General features: G+C 40.8%; 22 protein-coding genes and 1 other annotated feature. Of the genes, 16 read left to right on the forward strand and 6 right to left on the reverse strand.

Features of this window, described 5'->3' with window-relative positions:
• Positions 1–197 precede the first annotated feature (197 nt).
• A complete protein-coding gene (locus DWW81_RS12040) occupies positions 198–866 on the forward strand; it encodes a redox-sensing transcriptional repressor Rex (RefSeq protein WP_117865207.1) in 669 nt (222 codons plus the stop codon).
• Positions 867–915: 49 nt separating this feature from the next.
• Here the strand turns inward: DWW81_RS12040 and DWW81_RS12045 are convergent, their stop codons facing one another.
• Positions 916–1,506: a hypothetical protein gene (locus DWW81_RS12045; protein WP_117898027.1), complete on the reverse strand. Its 591-nt coding sequence runs from the start codon at positions 1,504–1,506 to the stop codon at positions 916–918.
• A gap of 211 nt (positions 1,507–1,717) precedes the next feature.
• Positions 1,718–2,476 carry a phosphotransferase gene (locus DWW81_RS12050; protein ID WP_022288440.1) on the reverse strand — a complete coding sequence of 253 codons (759 nt, stop codon included), beginning with the start codon at positions 2,474–2,476 and terminating at the stop codon, positions 1,718–1,720.
• A gap of 489 nt (positions 2,477–2,965) precedes the next feature.
• Here DWW81_RS12050 and adhE point away from each other — a divergent pair, with 489 nt between their 5' ends.
• The 5 genes from adhE (at position 2,966) to udp (ending at position 9,624) form a co-directional block, all read left to right on the forward strand.
• Complete coding sequence (gene adhE / locus DWW81_RS12055) at positions 2,966–5,584, forward strand: bifunctional acetaldehyde-CoA/alcohol dehydrogenase (RefSeq protein WP_117898028.1); 2,619 nt, start codon at positions 2,966–2,968, stop codon at positions 5,582–5,584.
• 281 nt (positions 5,585–5,865) lie between these two features.
• Entirely contained in the window at positions 5,866–7,362 is a 1,497-nt protein-coding gene (locus DWW81_RS12060; protein ID WP_117898029.1) for an FAD-binding protein, read from the forward strand.
• Positions 7,359–8,198, forward strand: coding sequence for a carboxylating nicotinate-nucleotide diphosphorylase (nadC, locus tag DWW81_RS12065; RefSeq protein ID WP_038671790.1), 840 nt, complete (start codon positions 7,359–7,361; stop codon positions 8,196–8,198). Before DWW81_RS12060 ends, nadC begins: the two co-directional genes overlap by 4 nt.
• Positions 8,199–8,260: 62 nt before the next feature.
• Positions 8,261–8,815, forward strand: coding sequence for a DUF3592 domain-containing protein (locus DWW81_RS12070; RefSeq protein WP_181982739.1), 555 nt, complete (start codon positions 8,261–8,263; stop codon positions 8,813–8,815).
• A gap of 20 nt (positions 8,816–8,835) precedes the next feature.
• Positions 8,836–9,624: a uridine phosphorylase gene (gene udp, locus DWW81_RS12075; protein WP_117898031.1), complete on the forward strand. Its 789-nt coding sequence runs from the start codon at positions 8,836–8,838 to the stop codon at positions 9,622–9,624.
• Positions 9,625–9,664: 40 nt separating this feature from the next.
• Here the strand turns inward: udp and DWW81_RS12080 are convergent, their stop codons facing one another.
• A complete protein-coding gene (locus tag DWW81_RS12080) occupies positions 9,665–10,288 on the reverse strand; it encodes a pentapeptide repeat-containing protein (protein WP_242988916.1) in 624 nt (207 codons plus the stop codon).
• 1 nt (position 10,289) lies between these two features.
• Positions 10,290–11,042 carry a glycerophosphodiester phosphodiesterase family protein gene (locus DWW81_RS12085; RefSeq protein ID WP_181982740.1) on the reverse strand — a complete coding sequence of 251 codons (753 nt, stop codon included), beginning with the start codon at positions 11,040–11,042 and terminating at the stop codon, positions 10,290–10,292.
• 197 nt (positions 11,043–11,239) lie between these two features.
• Between DWW81_RS12085 and DWW81_RS12090 the strand changes: the two genes are divergently transcribed.
• The 3 genes from DWW81_RS12090 to DWW81_RS12100 all read left to right on the forward strand — a co-directional run bounded on the left by DWW81_RS12090 (position 11,240) and on the right by DWW81_RS12100 (position 14,749).
• Positions 11,240–12,460, forward strand: coding sequence for a peptidylprolyl isomerase (locus DWW81_RS12090; RefSeq protein WP_117898033.1), 1,221 nt, complete (start codon positions 11,240–11,242; stop codon positions 12,458–12,460).
• A 211-nt stretch (positions 12,461–12,671) separates the two neighbouring features.
• Positions 12,672–13,307: a hypothetical protein gene (locus DWW81_RS12095; RefSeq protein WP_242989631.1), complete on the forward strand. Its 636-nt coding sequence runs from the start codon at positions 12,672–12,674 to the stop codon at positions 13,305–13,307.
• A 38-nt stretch (positions 13,308–13,345) separates the two neighbouring features.
• Positions 13,346–14,749 carry a serine hydrolase gene (locus DWW81_RS12100; RefSeq protein ID WP_117898042.1) on the forward strand — a complete coding sequence of 468 codons (1,404 nt, stop codon included), beginning with the start codon at positions 13,346–13,348 and terminating at the stop codon, positions 14,747–14,749.
• 49 nt (positions 14,750–14,798) lie between these two features.
• Here DWW81_RS12100 and DWW81_RS12105 read toward each other — a convergent pair whose 3' ends face one another.
• Complete coding sequence (locus DWW81_RS12105; protein ID WP_022288429.1) at positions 14,799–16,121, reverse strand: AI-2E family transporter; 1,323 nt, start codon at positions 16,119–16,121, stop codon at positions 14,799–14,801.
• Between the two features lie 206 nt (positions 16,122–16,327).
• Positions 16,328–16,580 (forward strand) — a binding site (T-box leader).
• A gap of 75 nt (positions 16,581–16,655) precedes the next feature.
• Here DWW81_RS12105 and trpE point away from each other — a divergent pair.
• From trpE to trpA, 7 genes are read left to right on the forward strand one after another with little or no spacing between them, the layout of a single operon-like run.
• Positions 16,656–18,131, forward strand: coding sequence for an anthranilate synthase component I (gene trpE, locus DWW81_RS12110; protein ID WP_117898035.1), 1,476 nt, complete (start codon positions 16,656–16,658; stop codon positions 18,129–18,131).
• Between the two features lie 19 nt (positions 18,132–18,150).
• A complete protein-coding gene (gene trpS, locus DWW81_RS12115; protein ID WP_117898036.1) occupies positions 18,151–19,227 on the forward strand; it encodes a tryptophan--tRNA ligase in 1,077 nt (358 codons plus the stop codon).
• A gap of 12 nt (positions 19,228–19,239) precedes the next feature.
• Positions 19,240–20,877 (forward strand): bifunctional anthranilate synthase component II/anthranilate phosphoribosyltransferase, encoded by a 1,638-nt coding sequence (locus DWW81_RS12120; protein WP_117898037.1) that lies wholly within the window; start codon positions 19,240–19,242, stop codon positions 20,875–20,877.
• A 3-nt stretch (positions 20,878–20,880) separates the two neighbouring features.
• Positions 20,881–21,660: an indole-3-glycerol phosphate synthase TrpC gene (gene trpC / locus DWW81_RS12125; RefSeq protein WP_117898038.1), complete on the forward strand. Its 780-nt coding sequence runs from the start codon at positions 20,881–20,883 to the stop codon at positions 21,658–21,660.
• Positions 21,661–22,293, forward strand: coding sequence for a phosphoribosylanthranilate isomerase (locus DWW81_RS12130; RefSeq protein ID WP_117898039.1), 633 nt, complete (start codon positions 21,661–21,663; stop codon positions 22,291–22,293). It begins immediately after the preceding gene.
• On the forward strand, positions 22,294–23,484 hold the full coding sequence (gene trpB / locus DWW81_RS12135; RefSeq protein WP_117898040.1) for a tryptophan synthase subunit beta: 1,191 nt from the start codon (positions 22,294–22,296) through the stop codon (positions 23,482–23,484).
• Positions 23,474–24,265, forward strand: a complete 792-nt coding sequence (gene trpA, locus DWW81_RS12140; protein WP_117876094.1) for a tryptophan synthase subunit alpha — start codon at positions 23,474–23,476, stop codon at positions 24,263–24,265. The genes trpB and trpA overlap by 11 nt, the downstream gene beginning before the upstream one ends.
• Before the next feature lie 93 nt (positions 24,266–24,358).
• Here the strand turns inward: trpA and DWW81_RS12145 are convergent, their stop codons facing one another.
• Entirely contained in the window at positions 24,359–25,774 is a 1,416-nt protein-coding gene (locus DWW81_RS12145) for an extracellular solute-binding protein (RefSeq protein ID WP_117898041.1), read from the reverse strand.
• Positions 25,775–26,001 lie beyond the last annotated feature (227 nt).

A 26,001-nucleotide genomic window follows, 5' to 3' on the forward strand; every position in this document is an offset into this window, starting at 1 on the left:
TTATATATAATTTCAAGGGGGATTGTCTGTAGAATTAACATCTTGTTGATTGTGAAATGTTTGTTAACATCAACACGGAAGTTGAAATAGCCGTAGTTTACAAGTCCTTGACAAAAGAAAAGATTAGTGTTATTATATTATGTGATATTGTTATTTATTTATCAATCATGTTTATTAGTAAAGGAAAGTGTAAATATATGTCTAAAGACGGTTCGATATCCGCATCAGTAATAAAACGACTGCCACGTTATTATAGATTTTTAGGTGAGCTTCAAAAAGAAGGACTTGAAAGAATATCTTCAAGGGAGCTTTCTGAGAGAATGAAGCTCACGGCTTCACAAATAAGGCAAGATCTTAACTGCTTTGGCGGATTTGGTCAGCAGGGATATGGCTATCACGTTGACGAGCTTAGAATGGAAATAGGCAAGATACTCGGAGTAGACAAGCATTTCAAGACCATACTTATCGGTGCAGGAAACCTCGGTAAAGCTATCGCCACACATATTAACTTTGAAACAAGGGGTTGCAATCTCATAGGCATATTTGATATAAACCCTAAGCTCACTGGTGAAGTGGTAGGAAACATACCGATTCGTCACACTAATGAAATAGAAAGCTTTTGCGAAGCAAACTCCCCTGTTGTAGCTGTGCTTTGTATACCGAAGGCAAACACTCAGGCTATTGCAGACCAGCTTGTAAATCTTGGTCTGAAAGCATTCTGGAATTTTTCACATTATGATCTTAGCATCGACTATGAAAACATAGTTGTGGAAAATGTCCATTTAGGTGACAGCCTGCTTACACTTACATATGCAACAAATATCATCACAAGCACTGATGCTGACAACAGCGAAGAGATCGAATAAAAAAATTCACACCAGAGAATTCTCTGGTGTGATTTTTTTATATAAAGTATTAGCGAACTGTTTTAACCGCGGCTGTTTCAACAACTGTAGCAAGATGGTCGTTAACCTCTTTGCTCTGATAGTATTCAGCAAATGACTCAGTTACTTGATCTGCCCATGACTCTGTAGATTGAGTTTTAACATCCTCGGTATTGATTTTTTCAGCACTTCCTGTTTCATCATCAAGAACGTAAAGCTTATCTGATGCGACCTCGGCAGCGACAGTTGCCACCTTTGTCAACACATCGTCATTTTTATCATATATAACAAAAATGTAACAATTCTTTTTGTTCACAGTCTTAGTGCCTGTATAGCCATAAAGCCTTTTTGTTTTTTCAGCCAAAGGATATATCTCCTTGCAAACATCTACGACCTGATTAAACGAATCAACAGCCTCATCTGGTATCTTTTCAAGAGTGCTTCTGTCAGGGAGTGAAGTAGTTTCGTCTGGCACTTCATCAGAAACCTCTGTCTGAGCTGTCGTTACGTCATTATTTGTAAGATTAACATTATTTTCTGTTTTATTATCGGCATTTTTTCCACAAGCCGGGAAAGCAAACATAGTGCAAACTATAGCAACAGCTATCATTAGCTTTTTCATATTGATCCTCCGAATAACCTCTGTAGTCCTAAATCATTATGTCATATTTCAACAGTTTCACATTATATCACATGAAAATTACTCTGTAAAGAGATTATAAAGAATTGTAACAAAATATCCCGATTATGACGAAACTCATAATCGGGATAAATCATTTTTTAGCTATTTGCACAATAAGAGGTTACAAATTTGTTACAACCTGACAAAAAGACTAATCGTAATCTACAACGTCGATCCACTTCATTAGCAGATCCTTCTCCTCTGGCTTGCCCTTAATGAGCTGTGCTGCTGCAACGATCGGTAACCAAGCCTGTACATACTGCTTAGATGTTCCGCTCTTTACGCAATACTTATCAAGATAAGCCTCAGCAAGATCAGGATTGTTAAGGCAGAACAGCAGGTATGTTCTTGCAACGTCAGCAGACGCATTACCTTGTCTAGCAGAACCCCAATTGATAACATAAGTACCTTCGTCATTGATGATAACGTTCTTTGGCTCAAAGTTACCATGGCAAAGCTTGATGTGCTTTGGCATTGAATCAAGTCTTGTGAGAAGCTCATACTTCTTTATTTCGTCGATCTGACCAAGAGTCTTGATCTGTCTTGCCATCTTATCTTTCAGCTTTGAAAGAAGTGGCATATACTGAGCGTGTATCTCGCACTGAATGTCGATAAACTGGTTAAGATATGTGTCTTTCTTGTCTGGATTTTCGTCCATAAGTTGCTGAAGAGTCTTACCCTTTATAAAGTCCATTGTAATAGCCCATTTGCCGTCGATAACGGAAACCTCGTGAAGAACAGGCATCTTTATAAAGGAATTGCCAAGTGTTGTTTCAACTCTTGCGTGTGTAAGAGCTGCATACAGACACTTTTCCTTGTATTCAGGCTTCTTATAGATCCTGACTGCCATTCCATCAGATTCATAAACATCATAGATGTCGCTGGATGCTACAAAGTTATCAAGTTTCATAAGTCATATCTCCTTTTATTTTAAAATATGGTATTAAGTCGAGTTTCAGAGTATACATCGATTTTTCAACAGCCTTATTGTGTAAAATTACCTTTACATCTCTGTGCTTTCTATGTATCTCTGTTATGTCTATATTATACTACAGATTTTCTAAATGTCAAGCATTTTTTCGTTATTTTCACAACTGTTTTATTTTTGTTTAGTTTTTATCTTATATTTATTAATCTATTTCCAGACAGCATATATGATAAAATTTTATCAATCTGATTTTTATTGTGCAATTTGACGGTCATGAATTGTTAATCTATCATAAAACAATGTTCAATATTTATGTATATTGCATAATAAAGTGACGTAAAATATCAAAAAAGCTGTAACTTTATAAGATTGACAAAAAAATAACAATCGTATATAATATAAGTAAGATAAAACCCGAGCGGGGGTTATCAAGAGTAAAAAACAATAATTAATTTATTGGAGGTTTATTTTATGGCAAAGAGTGAAGCTAAAACAGTCGGCATCGTCGATACAGAGGAAGCTCTGACTGCTAAGATCGCTGAAGTAAGAGCTGCGCAGGCAATCTTCGCTACCTACACACAGGAGCAGGTAGACAAGATCTTCAAGGCTGCTGCTATCGCTGCTAACAAGGCAAGAATCCCACTTGCAAAGATGGCTGTTGAGGAAACAGGCATGGGTATCGTGGAAGACAAGGTTATCAAGAACAACTATGCTGCTGAGCACATCTACAATAAGTACAAGAATGTTCAGACTTGTGGTGTTTTTGAGGAGAATAAGGCTTACGGCACAATGAGAATTTACGAGCCTATCGGTCTTATCGCTGCTGTTATCCCAACAACAAACCCAACTTCTACTGCTATATTCAAGACACTTATCTGTCTTAAGACAAGAAATGGTATCATAATCTCACCACACCCAAGAGCAAAGAAGTCAACTATCGCTGCTGCTAAGATCGTTTATGATGCAGCTGTTGCAGCAGGTGCTCCAAAGGGTATCATCGGTTGGATCGATGTTCCTTCTCTTGAACTCACAAACATGATCATGAGAGAGTCTGACACAATCCTCGCTACAGGCGGTCCTGGAATGGTAAAGGCTGCTTACTCATCTGGTACACCAGCTCTCGGTGTTGGTGCCGGTAACGCATCAGCTATCATCGATTCTTCTGCTGATATCGTAAACGCTGTAAACTCTATCATTCACTCTAAGACATTTGATAACGGTATGATCTGTGCTACAGAGCAGACAGTTATCGCTGATAAGACAGTTTACAACGATGTTAAGAAGGAATTCATCAAGAGAGGTTGCTACTTCCTTAATGATGAAGAGGCCGATAAGATTAGAAAGACAATGCTTATCAACGGTGCTCTTAATGCTAAGATCGTTGGTCAGCGTCCTGTAACTATCGCTAAGATGGCTGGCTTTGAAGTTCCAGAGGATACAAAGGTACTCATCGGCGAGGCTACAAGCACAGCTCCAGAAGAGGCTTTCGGTCACGAAAAGCTCACAACTATCCTTGGTATGTACAAGTCAAAGAACTTTGACGACGCTCTTGACATCGCAGAGGCACTTCTCGTAAACAACGGTGGTCTTGGTCATACTTCAGTACTTTGGGTAGATAACATAAACGAGAGAGAAAAGCTCAATAAGTTCGCTGCAAGAATGAAGACTTGCCGTCTTATCGTAAACACACCTTCTTCACTCGGCGGTATCGGTGACCTCTACAACTTTGACTTTGCTCCTTCCCTCACACTCGGCTGCGGTTCATGGGGCGGCAACTCAGTTTCTGAGAACGTTGGCGTTAAGCACCTGCTGAACATTAAGACAGTCGTTGAGAGGAGAGAGAATATGCTTTGGTTCAGAGCACCTGAAAAGGTATACTTCAAGAAGGGTTGTCTCCCTGTTGCTCTTGACGAGTTGAAGACTGTTATGGGCAAGAAAAAGGCATTCATCGTAACAGACCAGTTCCTTTATAAGAATGGTTATACAAAGGCTATCACAGATAAACTCGATGAAATGGGTATTCTCCACGAAACATTCTTCGATGTTGCTCCAGACCCAACACTTGCTTGCGCACTTGAGGGTGTTGCACAGTTGAGAGCTTTCGAGCCTGACACAATTATCGCTATCGGCGGTGGTTCTGCAATGGACGCTGGTAAGATCATGTGGGTTCTTTACGAGCATCCAGACGCTGACTTCTTCGATATGGCTATGAGATATATCGATATCCGTAAGAGAGTTTACACATTCCCTAAGATGGGTGAGAAGGCATACTTCATTGCTATCCCAACATCTTCTGGTACAGGTTCTGAGGTAACACCTTTCGCAGTTATCACTGACGAAAAGACAGGTACTAAGTATCCTCTGGCTGACTACCAGCTCATGCCTAACATGGCTATCGTTGATACAGATATGATGATGTCTGCTCCAAGAGGTCTGACTTCTGCTTCAGGTATCGACGCTCTGACACACGCTCTTGAGGCTTATGCATCAGTAATGGCTACAGATTACACTGACGGTCTTGCACTGAGAGCTATGAAACTTATCTTTAAGTATCTGCCAGATGCATATGACAACGGTCAGACAGACGTTAAGGCTCGTGAGGAAATGGCTACAGCATCTACAATGGCTGGTATGGCATTCGCTAACGCATTCCTCGGTGTTTGCCACTCAATGGCTCATAAGCTCGGTGCTTATCATCACCTGCCACACGGCGTTGCTAACGCTCTCCTTATCACAATGGTAATGAGATACAACGCTGATCCAACACCTAGAAAGATGGGTACTTTCTCACAGTATCAGTATCCACATACTCTTGAGAGATACTGCGAGTGTGCACATTCACTTGGTATTGTTGGTAAGAACGATGAGGATACACTCAACAAGTTCATTGACGCTATCGAGGCACTCAAGGAAAGAGTTGGTATCAAGAAGACTATCGCTGATTACGGCGTAGACGAGAAGCACTTCCTTGAGACTCTTGACAACATGGTTGAGGACGCATTTGATGACCAGTGCACAGGTGCTAACCCAAGATACCCACTGATGAGCGAGCTTAAGGAAATGTACCTCAAGGCTTACTACGGCAAATAATATTTGCTGACAAAGCAATTTGCAGAGTGACTAATATTTGATTATTAGTTGATCTATAATAAACCTCCGACTGCTTGTTCCCTTTTGGGAGCAGGCAGTCATTTTTTTGTTAAGTTGCACTTAAAATAATTTAAGGTATGTGTATTATATATGCAAATAACAGTTGAAAAAGGGAAAAATATATGGTATAATGAAATAAGTATAAATTATTTCAGAGCAATATCTGGTGTGATTTTTACATAACACTTGGCGACACTCCGCCATACAAAGAGGTTACAAATATGAACAACAAAAATTATGACGTTATTATCGCTGGCTGCGGTGCGGCAGGTCTATATGCAGCACTTAACCTTTCCCGTGATTTAAATGTACTTGTGCTTTCCAAAAGAGAGCTGACCTTGTGTAACTCTTCCCTTGCACAGGGTGGAATTGCAGGCGTTTATGACAATCCAAAGGACTCGCCTGAATATCACAAACATGATACATTTGTAGCAGGCGGATTTGAAAATGATCCTGAGTCCACTCAGGTCCTTGTTGACGAAGCCTATATTGACATCGGAAAACTCATAGAGCTTGGCGCTGACTTTGATAAGTGTCCTGATGGATCTTATCACCGCACTCTCGAAGGTGGACACGGTATGAACAGGATTTTTCATCATGCCGATACCACAGGTCTGGAGATCGAAACAACTCTACTAAGAAATGTTCAACAGCTAGATAATGTTGAGATACTCGAAAATGCCGTTATGTGCAACGCAAAGAAAACCGAAACAGGTTTCTCCATTCTTGTGCTGACTAATGACAACGAATATACGACATATAATTGCAGATACGCCATTTTTGCAACCGGTGGAATTGGCAGAGTTTACGAATACACTACAAACTCCGCTATCGCAACAGGCGACGGCATAACTATTGCTCATGAGCTTGGAGCAGAGATAAAAAACCTCAGCTATATCCAGTTCCACCCAACAGGCTTTAACAACAAGCACACTCGTGAAACTTTCCTTATCTCTGAATCTGTCAGAGGCGAGGGAGCTTATCTGAAAAACTGCAACGGCGAAAGATTTATGCAAAACTATGATGATCGTCTGGAGCTTGCACCTAGAGATGTTGTTTCTCATGCGATCATGGCTGAAGCCAAGAAAACAGGCTCTGACAAATTCTATCTTGATATCACTCACAAAGACCCTGAGTTTGTCAGAAACAGATTTCCTATGATAAATGAAAAGCTTCTCGAAGCAGGTTATGACATGACTAAGGATATGATACCTATTTTCCCTTGTCATCATTACCTTATGGGCGGAATAAATGTTGATACATATGCAAGAACTAACATTGACAGGCTTTATGCCTGCGGCGAATGTTCACATACAGGTGTTCATGGCAATAACAGACTTGCAAGCAATTCCCTACTTGAAGCTTTGGTATTTTCAAGACGTGCTGCGGCTGACATCAATGAGAAGATAAAATCTGACAGTGGTGACCTTGAAACATACGATTTCAAGATAGACAATGAAGCCCCGCACATTCCTCAGGGCATAAGAACAGAGATAAGAGATATAATGCAGCGTGCATATTTCGTTATCCCTGATAAGGAGGCTTTGCCGCCTGATCTTGAAGAAGTCACAAAGCTAAAAAATTTCCTTTGTGACGGTAATTTCAAAATAGACAGAGATTATGTTGAAGCAAGATCTCTTACAACTGTCGCTTATATCGTATTAAAGGACGCTATCGAAAAGCTCAAATCAAAAAAAAAAATGGAGGAAAACAAATGAGATTAATGCAGTTTCAGATCGACGATATCATTAAAACAGCTCTGCTGGAGGATATCAACTATATAGACGTTACAACGGATTATCTTGTTGACGAAAATTCAGTTTCAACAGCAAAGTATGTTTCAAAGGACGAAGGCGTTCTTTGTGGAATTGATGTTGCAATGAGAGTTTTTCAGCTTCTTGACAGCAATGTTAAATGTGAGATATTTATCCATGACGGTGAAAAGGTCAAGAAAGGCGACATTATCGCAAAAATAACAGGCTCAACAAGAGCCTTGCTCAAAGGCGAAAGAACGGCACTGAATATCGTTCAGCATATGTCAGGCGTTGCAACTGCAACAAACAGATGCGTTGAGCTTGTAAAGGGTACAAAGGCGTCTGTTGCGGATACAAGAAAAACGCTCCCAGGTCTTAGAGTTTTGCAGAAATATGCAGTTACAGTAGGCGGTGGAAAAAACCACAGATACAATCTTTCAGATTGCGCAATGCTAAAAGACACTCACCTTGACGCATATGGCAGCATGACAGGCGCAGTAAACGCTCTCAGAGAAAAAATGGGGCATACTGTCAAGATAGAAGTTGAAGTCGGAAACCTTGAAGAACTCAAAGAAGCTCTTACACTTGGCGTTGAGATAATCATGCTTGACAATATGACAAATGAAGATATGGCAAAGGCTGTTGAAATGACAAATGGCAAAGCACTTTTAGAAGCTTCAGGAAACGTGACCTCTGAAACAATCCGTGCAATAGCTGAAACGGGCGTTGATATCATTTCTATCGGTGCTATCACACACTCAGTCAAGGCATTTGACATTTCAATGAAAATGGAAAAGTAAGATAAAACAAAGGCCGACACCATATTAAGGTGTTGGCTTTTATGCTTAAATGGGGGAAAAATATGCGTTATTACAAAAGATCTTATGTGCATTACAGCAAATCAGCAATGAAAATAATAGCGTTAGTTTTCATGTTGGTTGGCGTGACATTTCTTGCAGTTGGAATAGGTTTTGCAATACACCAAACTCAACTCAAAAACAGATGTACTCTTGAAGTCAATGCTATAATATCAGACATTCTCAGCAAAGATGAACGACATGAGAACGATGACGGACACGTATCATATAGCACAGTTTACACACCAGTGTATTCATATAACGTTGACGGACAGCTCTACACCACTCACAGCAATACATATTCCAGTAACATCAGATACAGAAGAGGACAAACGATCCAGATATTCTGTGACCCTGACGACCCTGAAACGTTTTATGCACCAAATGATACAACCAATACCATATTAACAGTTGTTTTCTGTGGATTAGGCGGGCTGTTTGCGATTATAGCAATAGTGCTTATCATAGTGCTTATACATATAAAGAAAAAGCAGAAATCCGGAAAAAATTTTGCAGAAAATGAATTATACGAAGAAAATAATTATCCATACGACGAATAATTCTGAGAGGAGGAATTTTTATGGCAAGCATTATGGACGGTGAAAGACAATTTCACATCAGAACTATCCCTGATGAAGTGGGCAGATATGTTATTATGCCGGGTGACCCTGGAAGAGTGCCGAAAATAGCGGCACTTCTTGATGACGCAAAGCAGGTGGCTCAAAACAGAGAATACAATGTTTATACAGGCTATCTTGACGGTGAAAAGGTAACTGTGTGCTCGACCGGTATCGGAGGACCATCTGCGGCAATTGCAGTGGAAGAACTGGTAAAGTGCGGCGCAGACACATTTATTCGTATCGGTACAAGCGGAGGAATGGATCTTTCCGTTAGCGGCGGCGACCTTGTTATAGCTTCGGCGGCTGTCCGTGGCGAAGGTACGTCAAAAGAATATCTCCCCGAGGGCTACCCTGCTGTTGCAGATTTCACTGTAACAACTGCCCTTGCAAAAGCTGCGGCTGAACTGTCAGAAGATAAGCTTGGAAAGCGTTATCATGTGGGCGTTGTCCACAGCAAGGACAGCTTTTATGGAGAAGTAGAGCCTGACTCAATGCCTGTGAGCGGCGATATAAATTACCGCTGGGACGCATATTTAAGGTGTGGCTGTATGACTTCCGAAATGGAATGTGCCGCAGTTTTCTCAGTAGGTATCGCAAGACACGTCCGCTGTGGAGCTGTTATAACAGCTATATGGAACGTGGAGCGTTCAAAGGCAGACCTTGAAGACAATGTGAGCGACGACACCACAAGAGGTATCCACTGTGCGGTGAACGCTGTGAAAATACTGATAGAACAGGATAAAAAGTGATAAAAAGCCGCTGTGACGTTTAATGTCATAGCGGCTAAAATTATTTTATTCTTATTCCAAGAAGCATTGAAAGCTCCACAGCTTGATCGGCTGAAAAAACAGCGTTTCGGAGTTCTCTGAATGTATCAGAAACGCGCAGTCCACTTACAAGACAGGTAGAAAAATCAACGCCGCCGAGAGCCGTTCTGAAAAATGATGTGCCAAGGTATTTGCTGCCGCTGGTCTTGAATGCTTTGAGATTGCAGGAAACAAGCTCAGCCGAGGACATATCACTGTTTTTCACCTGGGTTTCAGACAGCTTGCATTTATCAAATATGGCATATCCGCAGTTTGAGGATTCAAAGGCTACACCTTGAATGGAGCAATCCTTGAACTCTGCGCCAACGAGCTTGCAGGAGCGGAACTCACACCTGCTGAGGTAGGATGAGTCCAGTGATGAATTTGACAGATCGCAGGATATGAACGTCACATCAACGAATGAGGAACGCTCAAAATCGCAATCTGTAAAGGTGCAGTTTTCAAACATACAGTTTATAAATGACAGGCAGGAGAGATCTTCGCTTTCAAGATATTCTCCGCTAAATTTACAGCCTGAAATATCGCTGTCAGTGCGTTTTGCAGTACGTTTGACTTCGTTAAGGTCGCACAATGGAAGGTCTTGCATCTTATTCACAGCTTTCCTCCCAATTGTCAGAAAAATCAAAATCATCAGGAAACTGCTCTGCTATAACTGTCTTTGAAAACTGTGAAGCAGTTTCTATAAGATCTTTGCCTCTTCCCGTCCATGTGAGCAAGTCTGCATCTATATCAACGGCCTGAAATGCAGTTTCAAGGCTTATAGATCTGAGGTCGGCAGCAATGAACTGAGGCTTTGAAATAATTCTCCAGATAAATGGCTGAGCACAAATGAACCTTTCGATATATTCAAGGTCTATATTCTTTCTGTATTTTGAGATAAGCTGACCCCTTGTGACTTTTGGTGAATGAAACCTAAACCACATCACTGAGAACGGGTTAAAGCTCTGTACTGCAAATTCGCCTTTATATTTCTTCATCATATGGTCAACTCGGCTTTCAAGCTCTCCAAATGGCGCACCGCCTTTAAGCTCAATAAGAAGTGGCACTTTACCGTCAACAGTTTTCAGCACCTCTGACAGCAGTGGTATCTTTTCATCACTGTTTTTAAGTTTAAAGGCAGAAAGCTGTTCATATGTGTAATCAAACACCTTGCCCTCAACGCCGCACATTCTCATAAGGTCATTGTCATGGAAAACCACAATGCGGCAATCCTTTGTTAGACGTACATCAAGCTCGATAGAAAGACATTTTTCAACCGCAAGCCTGAATGCGGTAAGAGAATTTTCAGGAACAAATTCTGAGTGAAGACCTCTGTGAGCAATATATTTGCCAAAATCCATATGGGATACCTCTTTTCGTATTAAAGTCATTTATATTATACTCTCCCAGGCTTAGATTGTCAACTATATCACGCTGGATAATATATATTTCATTCACAGAAAGTTTAAGAATTATCACACAGTATCATCACAATAATAAGATATAATTAAATTTATGTTATGCAGAGGATTTTCTCTCAAAGGAAAGGACAATTATTATGATAAAGAAATTAGCCGCTGTTACAGCAGCTCTCACAATAGCTATTTGCAGCTTTACTTCATGCAGCAAAAATAATGACAGCTCATCAACCGTATCTTCCACAGTGGATTCTTCTGTTTCAGCTGTTGACAGCACAACTGAAAAGCAGACACCTGAGCCATCACTTACAATTGACGGCAAGACCATTGATACTAAAAACTTTATCGTTTGCACCATTGACGGCAAGGATATAGATTTTGATACTTTCAGATACTACTATTATTATACTATAAGCAAGTACACTTCCACTTACGGAGCTACCCTTGACACTATCAAGTCAACTGACGGTGGTTTTGAGCTTCTTATGGAGGACGTTATCACTGCACTTAAGCAGGAACTTGTTGCACCTGAGCTTGCAGAAGAAAACGGAATTAAGCTTACAGACGATGACAACAAGACAATTGATGGGCAGATAGCTAATGCAAAAGCGAAATATGATTCTGATGAAGCTTATCTTAATGACCTTAAGTCAGCTTACCTCACAGAGGATCTTTACAGAAAAATGCTTGAAACAGCTACTATCTATACTAAAGTAAACGATACTCTTTTTAAGAATGACGGCAAATATGCAACAAAAAAAGAAGACTTTAGAAAAATAGTCAAGGATACAAACGAGTATTGCCGTGAGATTCACGTTATGATCCCTTTCTATGCACAGGTAGATCTTGATGACAGTACCGCTGACAGTTATGACAGTATGTCACTTTCAGACAAAGCGAGCGCAAAGCAGTCAGCTTATGCGAAGCTTGATGATGACGGTGTAAAGAAAGCTAAGGAAAATGCTAAGAAGCTTGCAGAAGAAGTTCTGAAAAAGGCTCAGGACGGAGAAGACTTTGATAAGCTTATTGAAGAGTACGGCTGGGATCTCGGTCTTGAAGATCCTTCAACAGGATATTATTTCAATAAAGATACGACTGGATATCCTGAGGAGCTTGTAAAAGACGCTTTCAAACTAAAAGAAAACGGCATTTCCACTGAACTTACAGAGAACGACACATATGGATATTTCATAATCAAGCGTTTGCCGGTTGATATGGATTATGTAGAACAGAACATAGACGATATGATCTATTCATATGATACACCTGCTATCTCAAAGCTTTACAACGAAAGAATGGACAAAATGGAAGTCAAGTATTGCGACCAGTGGGACAAGATAACTGCGGACAGCATAACCTGATGGATCATGGTATGATTAAAGAGCCTGAGCAGATCTCAGGCTCTTTTTATGCGTTTTTGTGATTGACGTGAGAGTGAATATCTGATATAATAAAAACTGAGGTGATCTTACGGACAGGCTGAAATTTCAAGATGCTTGTGATAAAATCATAGGCAAAAGCCGTGAACGCAACGGCATCGGAACTCTAGGCGAGAAAACGCTTCATGCTGTTTTGAAAAACTATTTTGAGCCATATGGCGAAAATCAGGAGATACGCATTGGCGGATATGTGGCTGATATCGTAGGAGAGAACGGTGTTATCGAGATACAAACAAGACAGTTCAACAAACTGCTGAAAAAACTTGAAGCCTTTCTTGACTACTGTGACGTGACAGTGGTCTACCCTATCCCTGCGGTCAAATATGTCCGTTGGATAGATACAGAAACTGGAGAGCTTTCAGAAAAGCACAAATCGCCGAGAAAATACACTATCTATGAAGTCATGCCCGAACTGTACAAAATAAAATACACCCTTGATAACCCTCGATTTCATTTGTGCCTTTGTATGCTTGAAACCGAGGAGATAAGATTGCTTAACGGCTGGTCAAAGAACAAAAAGCGTGGATCTTCACGCCATGACAGGATACCAAAGGGACTTATTGACGAAATACACCTTGACTGCCCTGCCGACTTTGATATGTTCCTCCCGGAGGACCTGCCAAAAAAGTTCACTTCTAAAGACTTTGCACTTAATGCAAAGATATCTCGTGAATATGCACAGGTAACGCTTAATATACTCACATATCTTGAAAGAGTGAAACGTGTGGGCAAACAGGGTGCTAATATACTTTATGAGAAAACTGAATGAGCAAGGCTCTTTACATACAGTGCGAAAGGAAGCTGTCAATGAAACTAAAACGAAAAATCAGCAGGATATTATCCATGACGCTGGCAATAATGCTGCTTGTGCCTGCGATGTGTGCAGACGCATTCAATTTTACACCTACATCAGGCTATGACGATGACGGAAAAGCGATACCGTTGGAGCTTTACTCTGAAGCGGTCTATATGGTCAATCTTGACAGCGGTGAAGCTATCGTTGACATAAACGGTGAGGACGAGCGTGTGCCTGCTTCCCTAACAAAGATAATGACTGCTGTGGTGCTTCTGGACAAATTCAAAGGTGATGAACAAAAGCTGAAAGATACATACTATTCAGCAGGCTCGGAAGCATTTGATGAACTATATGATACTGGTGCTTCAACAGCTGATATACAACCAGGCGAAGAAGTAAGCTGTTATGATCTCCTGGCGGCACTGCTTATCCCATCCTCATGTGAAGCAGCGAATATAATCGCTTTGAATGTTTCCGATTCCATAACAGAATTTACAGACCTTATGAATGAAAAAGCTGAAAAACTCGGCATGGAAAATACACACTTTTCAAATGCACATGGTCTGTGGGCGCAACAGAATTATTCGTCCTGCAAGGATATGGCAACTCTTTGTGAATATGCCATAAGCAAATATCAGGTATTTCGTGATATTGTCTGTCTGCCAAGCTATCATATGGCATCCACCTCTTATCACTCAGATGGTACAGATATTTATAATACAAACCTTATGCTTGACTCAATGACCGATTATTACTACTCCTATGCTAAAGGTATAAAGACAGGCACCCTTGACTCCGCTGGGAGATGTTTAGCTTCATATGCGGAATATGAAGGCACCACATATCTTATTGTGACAATGGGTGCACCAATGGATAAGCTTGAAGAAGATGTGAAGAAGGGCGAGGAAGATCCTGATTCCATATATGGTGGAGATAATGTTTACTACAACCTCCTTGATCACATCAGCCTTTACAAATGGGCATTTTCAAGTCTTGTAGCAACGGATTTTGTGGACAAAAACAGCGAAGTCCGTGATGTAAAGGTAAGCTACGGTGACGGCATAGATTATGCAAATCTTAAACCTGCAAATGGTTTTACAAGGCTGTGGCCTGTAGATATATCAGTAAATGATGTGGAAAAGAAAATAACCGTTTATGACAACGTTGTTGCACCTGTTGAAGTTGGCGATGTGCTTGGTAAAATGGAACTTGTCTACAAAGGTGAGGTGCTTGCAACTATAGATCTCGTTTCCACAACTAAAGTAGAACGTTCTCAAGTCAAAGCGAAGGTTAAAATAGCTAAGTCATACTTTGAATCGTCTGTTTTCAAGGTCACATTAACAATACTTATTGCACTTATAGTAATATACTCTGTGATACATATTGCAAAAATACAGAAAAAATACATGAAATAAAATAAGCGGTCTGCTCACTATGAATTGTGAACAGGCCGCTCTTTTGCGTTTACTGATCTTTATTTTCGTTGTGATCGTCAACTATTTCTGGATCATCCTCTCTGTTGACCTCATTTACCTCATCAGCACTTGGAATGACCATGGCGTCAAGCTGTTCAGGCGTAAGCGGAATACGCTTTTCATTTTTCTTATACAAATGCTCAACATCCTCCATATAATAGTCGGTATCTACAGGGAGCTTCTTCTTTCTTAACCGCTGAACAACGCTCTCTCGTGTAAAAGTATAAAGCAATGCAAAAGTCGGAACTGCAATGACCATACCTATGAACCCGAACAAATTTCCAAAGAAGAACAGTGATACCAGCACCCAAAAACCCGGAAGTCCAGTAGAATCACCAAGTATCTTAGGACCAAGGATATTGCCGTCAAACTGCTGTAGAATAACTATGAAAATGAGAAGTATAATGGCTTTTTTAGGATCAATAAAAAGCATAAGTGCAGTTGATGGTATCGCACCGATTATTGGTCCAAAAAATGGGATAATATTAGTTACACCCACTAGAACACTTATCATGATGTTGTAAGGCATATTCATGATAGTCAGACCTATAAAGCAAAGAACTCCGATTATTGCCGAGTCAATGATCTTTCCGCTCAAAAAACCTGCAAAAACTTTATTTGTTTCAGTGCAAACTCTCATAATTTTCTCACATGTAGACTTTTTTGTGTTTGCAATGATTATCTTCTTAGCCTGAGCAAGAAGCTTTTCCTTGCTGCAAAGCATATAGATAGAAACGATAAATCCAAATACAAAGTTTTTAAGAACATTGATAACGCCCCATGCACCCGAAAGAATATTTTCAAACATCGGCTGTATCTTCTCGATAACGGTTCCCAAATCAGTTGAAAAAGCTTTGAGCTTCTCCGTAGCCATTGTTTCGATATCAGGATAGTTTTTAAACAGCTTATTTATCCAACCCTGCACTTTAACAACGATGTTAGATGCATTGTTAAAAATATCAATTATGGAATTTATAAGTTCTGGAACAACAACATAAGTAAGTCCAACAACTATCCCCAGAAAAACAAGTGACGCTACAGTTACTGAGCAGGCTCTGGTAAGCTTTTTCTTAGCCGGATTTTTTACCACTTTATTTCTGAACAGCTTTTCAAAATTCACCATTATAGGATTTATAAGAAATGCGATCACAAGACCAACTATAACAGGCGTAAGTGCAGAAACAAGTGTGGAAATAAGCTTTAAGATCGTATTAAATTTAAATACAGCCACTACCAAAAGCACATTTATAGCAATAACGATAACTGCATAAAATGCAATTGTGGTGTATTTCTTATTAGTTTGTACTTTCATATATTTTCCTTTCTCAATTACCTTAACTATTACTTTATTATACACTACATTATTTATAAATGCAAGGAATATTGAAAATTTAAAATTATTTATTTTGGTATAAATCCAAATTGCAAAAGAATATTTACAAAATAGCAATATTATTTACATTTTCTGATATTGACATTTTAGAAACAGAGGAATATAATAAGACTAAAGTTAATACGATAAATCCTATGAGCAAAAGTAAGTAGTTTGATGCAAAAGGTCACAGAGAGTCAGCGGTAGGTGTGAGCTGATACATTTTCTTCAGATGAATGGATTTGTGAGGAGCGGTGTGAAAGTTTTTACGAGTATCACTCGCCGTGATTCCTGCGTTAAAGGACAGGATATTGATTTCTGCCAGTCAGAATGCGTATCTGTGAGCCGATAATTTATTATCGGGAAATTGGGTGGCACCACGGTTCTATCGTCCCATAACTAGATGTTATGTGTGATGACAGGACTTTTTTTATTGTCAATTTTACGACAAAAAAGCATTTAGGAGGAATATTTATGCTGTACCCTGCTATTGAACAAGTAAAGGAACTTTTTGAAAACTACAAGACTGTGCCTGTATTCTATGAGCTTCTCATGGATTCATGTACGCCAATACAACTTTTTAACTGTCTGCACGAGGCGTATGATGATTGTTTCATTCTTGAATCTGTAGATAATAAAGACCAGTGGGGCAGATATTCATATGTGGGCATTGATCCTAAATGCGAATATATTCTTGACAAGCACGTTGTTACTGTTAAGGAGAAAGGCAAGGCTGATGAAAGCATAAAAGTCGATGATCCTATCGCTTTCTTTTCTGAGATAATCGAATGCCACAAGTCACCGAGATTTAATAATTATCCAAAGCTCACAGGCGGTCTAATAGGATTTTTCGCTTATGACATGATAAGATACTTTGAGAAAACACTGTGCAACCCACCTGAGGACGATCTTAAGCTTCCTGACGCTGACCTGCACCTTTTTGAAAAGATCGTTGCTTACGATCACCTTTCAAACAAGGCTGTAATAATCCTCAACATCAATAAGAGCGATGATCTTGAAACTAAATACAAAGAATGTGAAAAGATATGCAACGAAGTAGTTGAAACTCTTAGAAATTACAAGCCTGTTATGAAAACTCCAAAGACAATGGAGGACAACATCACAGTAAAATCCAACATCACAAAGGAACATTATCTCGCAAACGTTGAAAAGGCTAAGGAATACATCAAAGAGGGCGACATCTTCCAGATAGTTCCGTCACAGAGATTTGAGATAGACAATCCGCCAGACAGCTTTGACGTTTACAGAATGCTCCGCTCCACTAATCCGTCACCTTACCTTTACTACTTTAAGCACAATGATTATGCTGTTGCAGGCGCTTCACCTGAAATGCTTGTATCAGTAGAAAACAGAACAGTAGTAACAAGACCAATTGCAGGCACTATCAAGCGTGGAGCGACCTACGACGAAGATATCCGCAATGAACAACAGCTTCTCAACGATCCAAAGGAAAGAGCTGAACACACAATGCTCGTTGACCTTGGAAGAAACGATATAGGAAAGGTTTCTGAGTTCGGCTCCGTAACTGTTACAGACATGATGATAGTTGAAAGATATTCAAAGGTGATGCACCTTGTATCTAATGTAAAGGGTACACTGAGAGAAGATAAGAAACCTCTTGACGCACTTATGGCAGTTCTTCCTGCCGGCACTCTTTCAGGCGCACCGAAGGTAAGAGCAATGGAGATAATCGACGAGCTTGAAACAACAAAAAGAGGCCTTTATGGCGGAACAGTTGGTTATCTTGCATTTGACGGTTCGCTGGATACTTGTATCGCTATAAGAACAGTGCTTTTCAAAAATAACAAGGCTTATATCCAAGCAGGAGGCGGAGTTGTCGCTGACTCAGTTCCCGAGAACGAATATCAGGAGTCATGCAACAAGGCAATGGCTGTTATAAATGCAATAAAAGAAGCAAGCAAATTATAATTTAAAAGGAGTTAATAACATGAACAATAATATTATTCTTACAGGCGATAGACCAACTGGATCACTTCATCTTGGCCATTATGTAGGTTCTCTCAGAAAAAGAGTTGAACTTCAAAACACAGGAAAATTTGATCAGTTCGTTATGATAGCCGATCTTCAGGCACTTACAGATAACGCTGACAATCCTGAGAAGATAAGACAAAACATTCTTGAGGTAATGCTTGACTATCTTGCTGTAGGGCTTGAGCCGGACAAAACAACATTCTTCGTTCAGTCACATATCCCAGCACTTTATGAGCTTCCAATGTACTATTCAAACCTCGTTACAATGTCAAGACTTGAAAGAAACCCTACTATCAAGTCTGAGATAAAAATGAGAAACTTTGAAAGAAACCTTCCTGTTGGCTTTATGACATATCCTATCAGCCAGGCAGCAGACATCACAGCATTCAAGGCTAAGTATGTTCCTGTTGGAGAAGATCAGCTTCCAATGCTTGAACAGGCAAGAGAGATAGTAAACAGCTTCAACAGAATTTATAAGTGCGATATACTTGTTGAGCCTGAGGCTGTTCTCCCAGACAACGCAAGCTGCAACAGACTTGTTGGTACAGACGGCAACACAAAGATGAGCAAATCTCTTGGCAATTGCATTTACCTTAAAGACGATGAAAAAACGCTGAAAAACAAGATAATGTCAATGTACACTGACCCTACACACATCAATGTAAGCGACCCAGGTCACACAGAGGGCAATCCGGTATTTATCTATCTTGACGCATTCAGCAAGGACGAAGATTTTGCTAAATACTTCCCTGACTATAAGAACCTCGCAGAGATGAAAGAACATTATGAGCGCGGCGGTCTTGGCGATATGAAATGTAAGAAGTTCCTTAACAACGTTATGCAGGAATTTCTCGCACCTATCAGAGCAAGACGTGAGGAATATGAGAAAGACAAAGAGCAGCTCATAGAGATACTTAAAAAAGGCACACAACGTGCAATAGAGGTTTCAAACAAAACTGTTTCAGAAATAAGGAATGCTATCGGCATAAACTACTTCAACGACAAAACCTTCATTGATAAATTTGTACTGTAAAGGAATATTACTATGATTTTACTTATTGACAACTATGACAGCTTTACCTACAATCTTTATCAGGCTGTAGGCGTACTCACAAAAGACATTACAGTAGCAAGAAATGATGAGATAACCATAGATGAGATCGAAAAAATGTCACCTGCGGCTATCATCATCTCCCCTGGTCCTGGTTATCCAAAGGACGCAGGAATTTCCGAAGAGGTCATAAAGACATTCAGTGGCAGGATCCCTATACTTGGCGTTTGTCTAGGACACCAGGCGATAGCCGAAGCATTCGGCGGAAAGATAGTTCACGCAAAGCAGCAGCTTCACGGCAAGCAGACAGATATAAATCTTAACACTGCAAACCCACTTTTCAGCGGTCTGAAAAGCACAATAAAAGCCGCAAGATATCACTCACTTGTTGTTGACAGCATTTCACTTCCTACCTGCCTGTCTGTTATTGCAACTGACGATAAAGCTCAGATAATGGCAATAAGACACAGAGAACACCCGACCTACGGCGTTCAGTTCCACCCTGAGTCAGTTCTCACTGGCGAAGTTGGAAACATAATAATCGAAAACTTCCTGAACGATATCGCTGGCATAAAGACCACAAAAACAAAGTCTGCAGCTCTTCCTGACAGCGAAAGAGTCGAGCTTAAAAAGTATCTCAAAATAGTATGTGATGGAAAGTCACTCACTGAGGACGAAGCTTATAAAGCAATGGATATCATCATGAGCGACAGAGCTTCTAACGCTCAGATCGCCTGCCTGCTCACAGCTCTGAGAATGAAAGGCGAGACTATTGACGAGATAACCGGCTTTGCAAAATTAATGAGAGAAAAAATGTCAAAGGTCAATGTCAAGGGTACTCTTGATATAGTTGGCACAGGCGGAGATCTTTCAAACAGCTTCAACATTTCCACAACCTCTTCATTTGTAATTGCGGCAGCAGGACAAAAAGTCGCAAAACACGGCAACAGAAGCGTTTCTTCAAAAAGCGGTGCAGCTGATGTTTTCGAGGCTCTTGGTGTTAAAATTCAGTCAACACATGAACAGGCAGAAAAATCACTTGATGAGATAGGTCTTTCATTCCTGTTTGCACAGTCATATCACTCAGCAATGAGATTTGTAGGACCAACAAGAGCGCAGATAGGTGTAAGAACTGTTTTCAACATTCTCGGACCTCTCGCAAATCCTGCAAAAGCAGACTTCATGATACTTGGAACATATGACCCCGATCTGCTCGAACCAATGGCTAAGGTTCTTATGAACCTAGGTATAAAGAGAGCAATGCTCGTTTACGGCAACGACAGACTTGACGAAGTTTCTATATCAGCTCCTACAACTATCTGTGAAATAAACGGCGGAAAGCTTATCAAGTATGAGATAAAGCCTGAGGACTTCGGTCTTAAAAGAGGAAAGCTTGCTGACATCGTTGGCGAGGACGCAAATGGCAATGCAGCTGTCACAAGAGGTATACTTGAGGGCACTATCAAGGGTGCAAAGAGAGATATCGTTCTTCTCAACTCAGGTTGTGCGCTCTATATCTGCGGCAAATGCGACAGCATCGAAGAGGGCGTAAAGACTGCAGCTGAAATGATAGACAGCGGCAAGGCTCTTAAAAAGCTTGAAGAACTTGTTGAACTTACTAACAGAGGATAAAAAATGATACTTGACAATATCTGCGACAAAAGAAAAGAACAGCTTGAAAGAGATATATCAAAAGTTTCAAGACAAGATATCAAATACATGGCAGCCGAAAAAGAGTATCAGACAGTTTCCTTTTCAAAATCTATAAAGCGTGATACCCTTTCAGTCATAAGCGAGGTAAAGAAAGCCTCGCCGTCAAAGGGACTTATCTGCCCTGACTTTGACCCTGTGAAAACCGCCTGCGAATATGAGAAAAGTGGTGCGAATGCTATCTCCTGCCTGACGGAAGAGCATTATTTTCAAGGCTCTGGGGAATATCTCAAAGCTATAAGAGCGGCTGTAAAGCTGCCGATACTACGCAAGGATTTCGTTATCGATGAATATCAGCTTTACGAGGCAAGAACCATAGGTGCTGACGCAGTGCTGCTTATCTCGGCAATACTCAGCGAGGGTCAAATGAAAGAATATTCTGACATTGCACACGAGCTTGGACTTGAATGTCTTGTAGAGGTGCACAACGAGGAAGAGTATAAAAAGACGCTTGGTTTTAAGCCTGATATGCTTGGCATAAACAACAGAAATCTTTACACTTTTGACGTTGACCTTGAAACCACGGGCAGGCTCAGCAATATAGTAGGCGACCATGCAGTGCTTGTTTCAGAGAGCGGTATAAAAACAAATGCCGATATGAAAAAGGTACGCAGCCTTGGTGCAGACGCTGTGCTTATAGGTGAAACGCTTATGAGAAGCGGCAATATCGGTACAACTCTCCATGAACTGAGAGAGGGCGTATAAATGACAAAAATCAAGATATGTGGTATGCGCCGTGTGGACGATATTCTTTATGTGAACACATACCACCCTGATTATGCAGGCTTTATACTGTCGGAGGGCTTTACACGCACGGTAGACATTGACACATTCTACGATCTTGAACTTCTTCTTAATAAGGAGATCAAACGAGTGGGCGTTTTTGTAAATGAGCCTATAGAGAATATTCTGAAAAGCTTTGCACAGAAGCTTGATGTTATCCAGCTTCACGGTGAGGAAAACGCAGAGTATATCAGCAAACTCCGTGAAAACTGCGACTGTGAGATATGGAAAGCCGTTCGTGTGAAATGTGCTGATGATATTGCAAAAGCAGATGCACTTCCCGTCCATAAACTGCTTATAGATAGCTTTTCAGCAGGCAGCTACGGCGGAACAGGCAAGCGTGTTGACCTTGATGTGTTCTCCAATGTGAGTATTTCAAAGCCTTTCTTACTTGCAGGCGGACTGAACGAGGATAACATCTGCTCTGCTATGGAAAAGGTACAACCTTATGGCGTTGACTTTTCAAGTTCAGTGGAAACCGATGGCTTCAAGGACGAAAACAAGATAAAAAGGATAGTTGAAACTATCAGAAATAATACCGAAAGAAGGATATAAATGAGTAAAATTGGACGATTTGGCGAATTTGGCGGACAATATATTCCTGAAACTGTCATGACTGCTGTTCACGAGCTTGAAAAAGCTTACGATAAATACAAGGACGATCCTGAGTTCAACAAAGAGCTTCAGGAGCTTTACCACAATTATGCAGGCAGACCGTCAATGCTTTATTATGCAGAAAAGATGACCAAAGATCTTGGCGGAGCTAAAATATACATCAAACGTGAGGATCTTAACCACACAGGCTCACACAAGATAAACAACGTTTTGGGTCAGATACTTCTGGCAAAGAAAATGGGCAAGAAGCGCATAATCGCTGAGACTGGTGCAGGTCAGCACGGTGTTGCCACTGCTACAGTTTGCGCTCTTATGGGTCTTGAATGTGAGGTCTACATGGGCGAGACCGATATGAAAAGACAGTCCCTTAACGTATACAGAATGAATCTTCTTGGCGCAAAGGTAACAGGCGTTGCAAGCGGTACTGCTACACTGAAAGACGCTATCAATGAAGCTTTCAGAGATTGGGTATCAAATATCGACACAACTTTCTACTGCATAGGTTCTGTAATGGGACCTCACCCTTATCCTACAATGGTTAGGGATTTCCAGAAAGTTATCAGCGCTGAGATAAAAGCTCAGCTTATGGAAAAAGAGGGCAGGCTTCCTGATTGCGTTGTTGCCTGCGTAGGCGGTGGCTCAAACGCTATGGGTGCATTCTACAACTTTATTGAAGACAAATCAGTTAAGCTTGTTGGTGCAGAAGCAGCAGGCAGAGGCATTGACACACCTGACCATGCGGCTACAGTTGCAAAAGGCTCACTTGGTATATTCCACGGCATGAAATCGCTTTTCTTGCAGAACGAATACGGTCAGATCGACCCTGTTTACTCAATTTCCGCAGGTCTTGACTACCCAGGTATCGGACCTGAGCACGCATATCTTAACTCTATCGGCAGAGCGCAGTATGTTGACATAACCGATGAAGAAGCGGTTTGTGCTTTTGAGTACCTTTCAAGAACAGAAGGTATAATCCCTGCTATCGAGTCATCACACGCAGTTGCCGCTGCGCTAAAGATTGCTCCTACAATGGATAAGGACTCAATACTTGTCATCAACCTTTCAGGCAGAGGCGACAAGGACGTATACTCAATAGCAAGATACAGGGAGGTAGACCTTAATGAAGAATAGGATAGACGCTTGCTTTGAAAAGCTTAAAGCAGAAAACAAAAAGGCGCTTGTGACATTTATCACCGCAGGCGATCCTGATATGGATACAACAGAAAAGTGCGTTCTCGAAATGTATAAGAATGGTTCTGACATTATCGAGATCGGAGTGCCGTTCTCTGACCCTATCGCAGAGGGTGCGACTATTCAGAAAGCTTCCCTGCGTTCACTGAGCGGTGGAACAAATCTTGACAAGATATTTGACCTTGTGAGAAAACTCCGCACACAGACTGACAAGCCTATGCTTCTGATGATGTATATAAACACTATATTCAAGTACGGAACAGCGAAATTCTTTGAGCTTTGCAAAGAGGTACAGATAGACGGCGTTATCGTTCCAGATATGCCTTTTGAAGAACGTGAAGAGCTTCAGGGCGAAGCTGAGAAAAATGGTATCTACACTATCTTCCTAGTTGCACCGACTTCACACGAGCGTGTAAAAATGATAGCAGAAAAGTCAAAAGGCTTTTTGTATGTTGTATCCTCCCTGGGCGTTACAGGTATGCGTTCAGAGATAACCACTGATTTCAACGAGCTGCTTGCACCTATCCGAAACAACGATCACTGCCCTTGCTGCATAGGTTTCGGAATTTCAAATCCTGAGCAGGCAAGGAAAATGTCCCAGTACGCTGACGGCGTTATCATGGGAAGTGCTGTTGTCAAGATAGTTGAGGAACACGGCAAAGACGCTCCTGAATATGTTGGCAAGTTTATCAAGTCTGTTCGTGAGGGTATGGACAGCTAAATATAACAAAGCAAGGCTCTGAGCAAAAACTCAGAGCCTTATTTTTATGCAAAAAACAAGACCCCGATTTTATCGAGGTCTTGCAAAATATTCTTATGAATTTTTCTTATTGAATGCAACAACCGCATCATTGATAGTCTTAAGCTCAGCGTCAACAGTTGCGGAGTATGATTCTCTCAGCTCTGTCCATGAGAACTGTTTGCCGTTTTCGTCAGCCTTATTTGTGTATTCATAAAGCTTTCTTGTTACGCAGTTGCCGTCTTCGTTTGCATTGTCGTCAGACATTGTGGAAGAAATTCCGTAGCCGTAGTCAAACACCTGATTGTATTCAGAAGATGAGCAGTCAACGATCACCTGATACATATCCTCTGTCCAGTTAGGGTTAGCGTTGAGGAATTTCTCCTTGCCGTTTTCCTTATATGTTTCATCTGTGTTAGCCATTCTGCAGCACTCATACCAACACTTTACAGCCTCTTTAGCTGTTGAGCCTCTTACCCACATATATGCCGTCATATCAGATGTCATGTACTTTTCATCATTGTTAGGGTCAGACGGAACAGGGACCACTCTCCAAGTGTCAGCGTCAGAAGGTCCGTTATTTCCTGTCATAGCCCATGTACCCATGCAGTAGAACAGCAGATTGCCGTCTTTAAGCGCCTGCTTAGCATTGCCAAGCCAGTTGCCGTTTACAAGGTTGTTCTTACCTACCTGATAAAGCAGGTCTTCTGCTCTTTCGATATCAGGGTCATTTATATTGTTTGTGAACTTCTCTCCGTCATAGTTTACCATTGTTTTACCGGTCTGCTGAATGACCTGTGTCTGGAACCAACCATTGATACCAAATCTCTCAACATCAGCAGGAGCATTTGAAACAAACTCTGACATCATGTCATACCAGTTATCCCAATTCCACTCACCATTCTGATATAGCTCATATGGATCATCAAGACCCTCAGCGTCGATAACGTCCTGATCGTACATCATAAGTGTGCCGACTGTGAAGCTTATAGGAGCAACATAATGCTTGCCGCCCATAACGAACTTGTCAGCAGTTGTTTTCACATCAGCCCACAGCGGATCGTCAAAGTTCACAATATCGTCAACAGGCTGATACATATCCTTAAGCACCTGTGCAGGGAAAGCCATCCACTCATACTTGAAAATATCAGGCACATTCTGCTGAGCCATGATAGCACTGGCGAGCTGGTCAAATTTTTCGCTGTCAGTTACTCTTGTGTACTCTACTTTACCACCCTTGTTGTTGAAAAGGGTCATCTCAACAGACTTATCCTCGCCCTTTTTCTCGTTAGGATTAAGGTCATATGTACCCATCCAACGGATAGTTTTCTGAGCGTCGTCAGGGATAGCCTCTATTTCCTGTGTGTCCTCAACCTTAACTTTCTTTACTGTTGATACCTTTGAACTGCTGTCGCCTGTGGAGCCGCAGCCTGCAACTGCAAAAACAGATGTAAGCGCTACTGCCAATGCAAGAATCTTCTTGATCTTCATAAAATAATTGATCTCCAAATCAAATGATTTTCTGTCTTAACAACCAATGTTACACTACAATTATAAAGCTTAATGTCCTTTAAGTCAATTCTCATTTTATACAAAGACATTCAAGCCATTTGTATAATTTGAACATTTCAAAAGTAATAAATATTAAAATATTAAACCTTGAGAGTGTAGGTTTGTCAATCATATTGGACACTATTATTAAGAAATTCGATAGGCGA

This window comes from Ruminococcus sp. AF17-1AC (assembly GCF_003461385.1).
Taxonomy (GTDB): Bacteria; Bacillota; Clostridia; order Oscillospirales; family Ruminococcaceae; genus Hominimerdicola; species Hominimerdicola aceti.

What these genes read in the sequence shown, in the direction of transcription:
- DWW81_RS12040 (WP_117865207.1), top strand. Translation starts at nt 198, where the DNA reads ATGTCTAAAGACGGTTCGATATCCGCATCAGTAATAAAACGACTGCCA.
- DWW81_RS12045 (WP_117898027.1), bottom strand. Translation starts at nt 1,506, where the DNA reads ATGAAAAAGCTAATGATAGCTGTTGCTATAGTTTGCACTATGTTTGCT.
- DWW81_RS12050 (WP_022288440.1), bottom strand. Translation starts at nt 2,476, where the DNA reads ATGAAACTTGATAACTTTGTAGCATCCAGCGACATCTATGATGTTTAT.
- adhE (WP_117898028.1), top strand. Translation starts at nt 2,966, where the DNA reads ATGGCAAAGAGTGAAGCTAAAACAGTCGGCATCGTCGATACAGAGGAA.
- DWW81_RS12060 (WP_117898029.1), top strand. Translation starts at nt 5,866, where the DNA reads ATGAACAACAAAAATTATGACGTTATTATCGCTGGCTGCGGTGCGGCA.
- nadC (WP_038671790.1), top strand. Translation starts at nt 7,359, where the DNA reads ATGAGATTAATGCAGTTTCAGATCGACGATATCATTAAAACAGCTCTG.
- DWW81_RS12070 (WP_181982739.1), top strand. Translation starts at nt 8,261, where the DNA reads ATGCGTTATTACAAAAGATCTTATGTGCATTACAGCAAATCAGCAATG.
- udp (WP_117898031.1), top strand. Translation starts at nt 8,836, where the DNA reads ATGGCAAGCATTATGGACGGTGAAAGACAATTTCACATCAGAACTATC.
- DWW81_RS12080 (WP_242988916.1), bottom strand. Translation starts at nt 10,288, where the DNA reads ATGCAAGACCTTCCATTGTGCGACCTTAACGAAGTCAAACGTACTGCA.
- DWW81_RS12085 (WP_181982740.1), bottom strand. Translation starts at nt 11,042, where the DNA reads ATGGATTTTGGCAAATATATTGCTCACAGAGGTCTTCACTCAGAATTT.
- DWW81_RS12090 (WP_117898033.1), top strand. Translation starts at nt 11,240, where the DNA reads ATGATAAAGAAATTAGCCGCTGTTACAGCAGCTCTCACAATAGCTATT.
- DWW81_RS12100 (WP_117898042.1), top strand. Translation starts at nt 13,346, where the DNA reads ATGAAACTAAAACGAAAAATCAGCAGGATATTATCCATGACGCTGGCA.
- DWW81_RS12105 (WP_022288429.1), bottom strand. Translation starts at nt 16,121, where the DNA reads ATGAAAGTACAAACTAATAAGAAATACACCACAATTGCATTTTATGCA.
- trpE (WP_117898035.1), top strand. Translation starts at nt 16,656, where the DNA reads ATGCTGTACCCTGCTATTGAACAAGTAAAGGAACTTTTTGAAAACTAC.
- trpS (WP_117898036.1), top strand. Translation starts at nt 18,151, where the DNA reads ATGAACAATAATATTATTCTTACAGGCGATAGACCAACTGGATCACTT.
- DWW81_RS12120 (WP_117898037.1), top strand. Translation starts at nt 19,240, where the DNA reads ATGATTTTACTTATTGACAACTATGACAGCTTTACCTACAATCTTTAT.
- trpC (WP_117898038.1), top strand. Translation starts at nt 20,881, where the DNA reads ATGATACTTGACAATATCTGCGACAAAAGAAAAGAACAGCTTGAAAGA.
- DWW81_RS12130 (WP_117898039.1), top strand. Translation starts at nt 21,661, where the DNA reads ATGACAAAAATCAAGATATGTGGTATGCGCCGTGTGGACGATATTCTT.
- trpB (WP_117898040.1), top strand. Translation starts at nt 22,294, where the DNA reads ATGAGTAAAATTGGACGATTTGGCGAATTTGGCGGACAATATATTCCT.
- trpA (WP_117876094.1), top strand. Translation starts at nt 23,474, where the DNA reads ATGAAGAATAGGATAGACGCTTGCTTTGAAAAGCTTAAAGCAGAAAAC.
- DWW81_RS12145 (WP_117898041.1), bottom strand. Translation starts at nt 25,774, where the DNA reads ATGAAGATCAAGAAGATTCTTGCATTGGCAGTAGCGCTTACATCTGTT.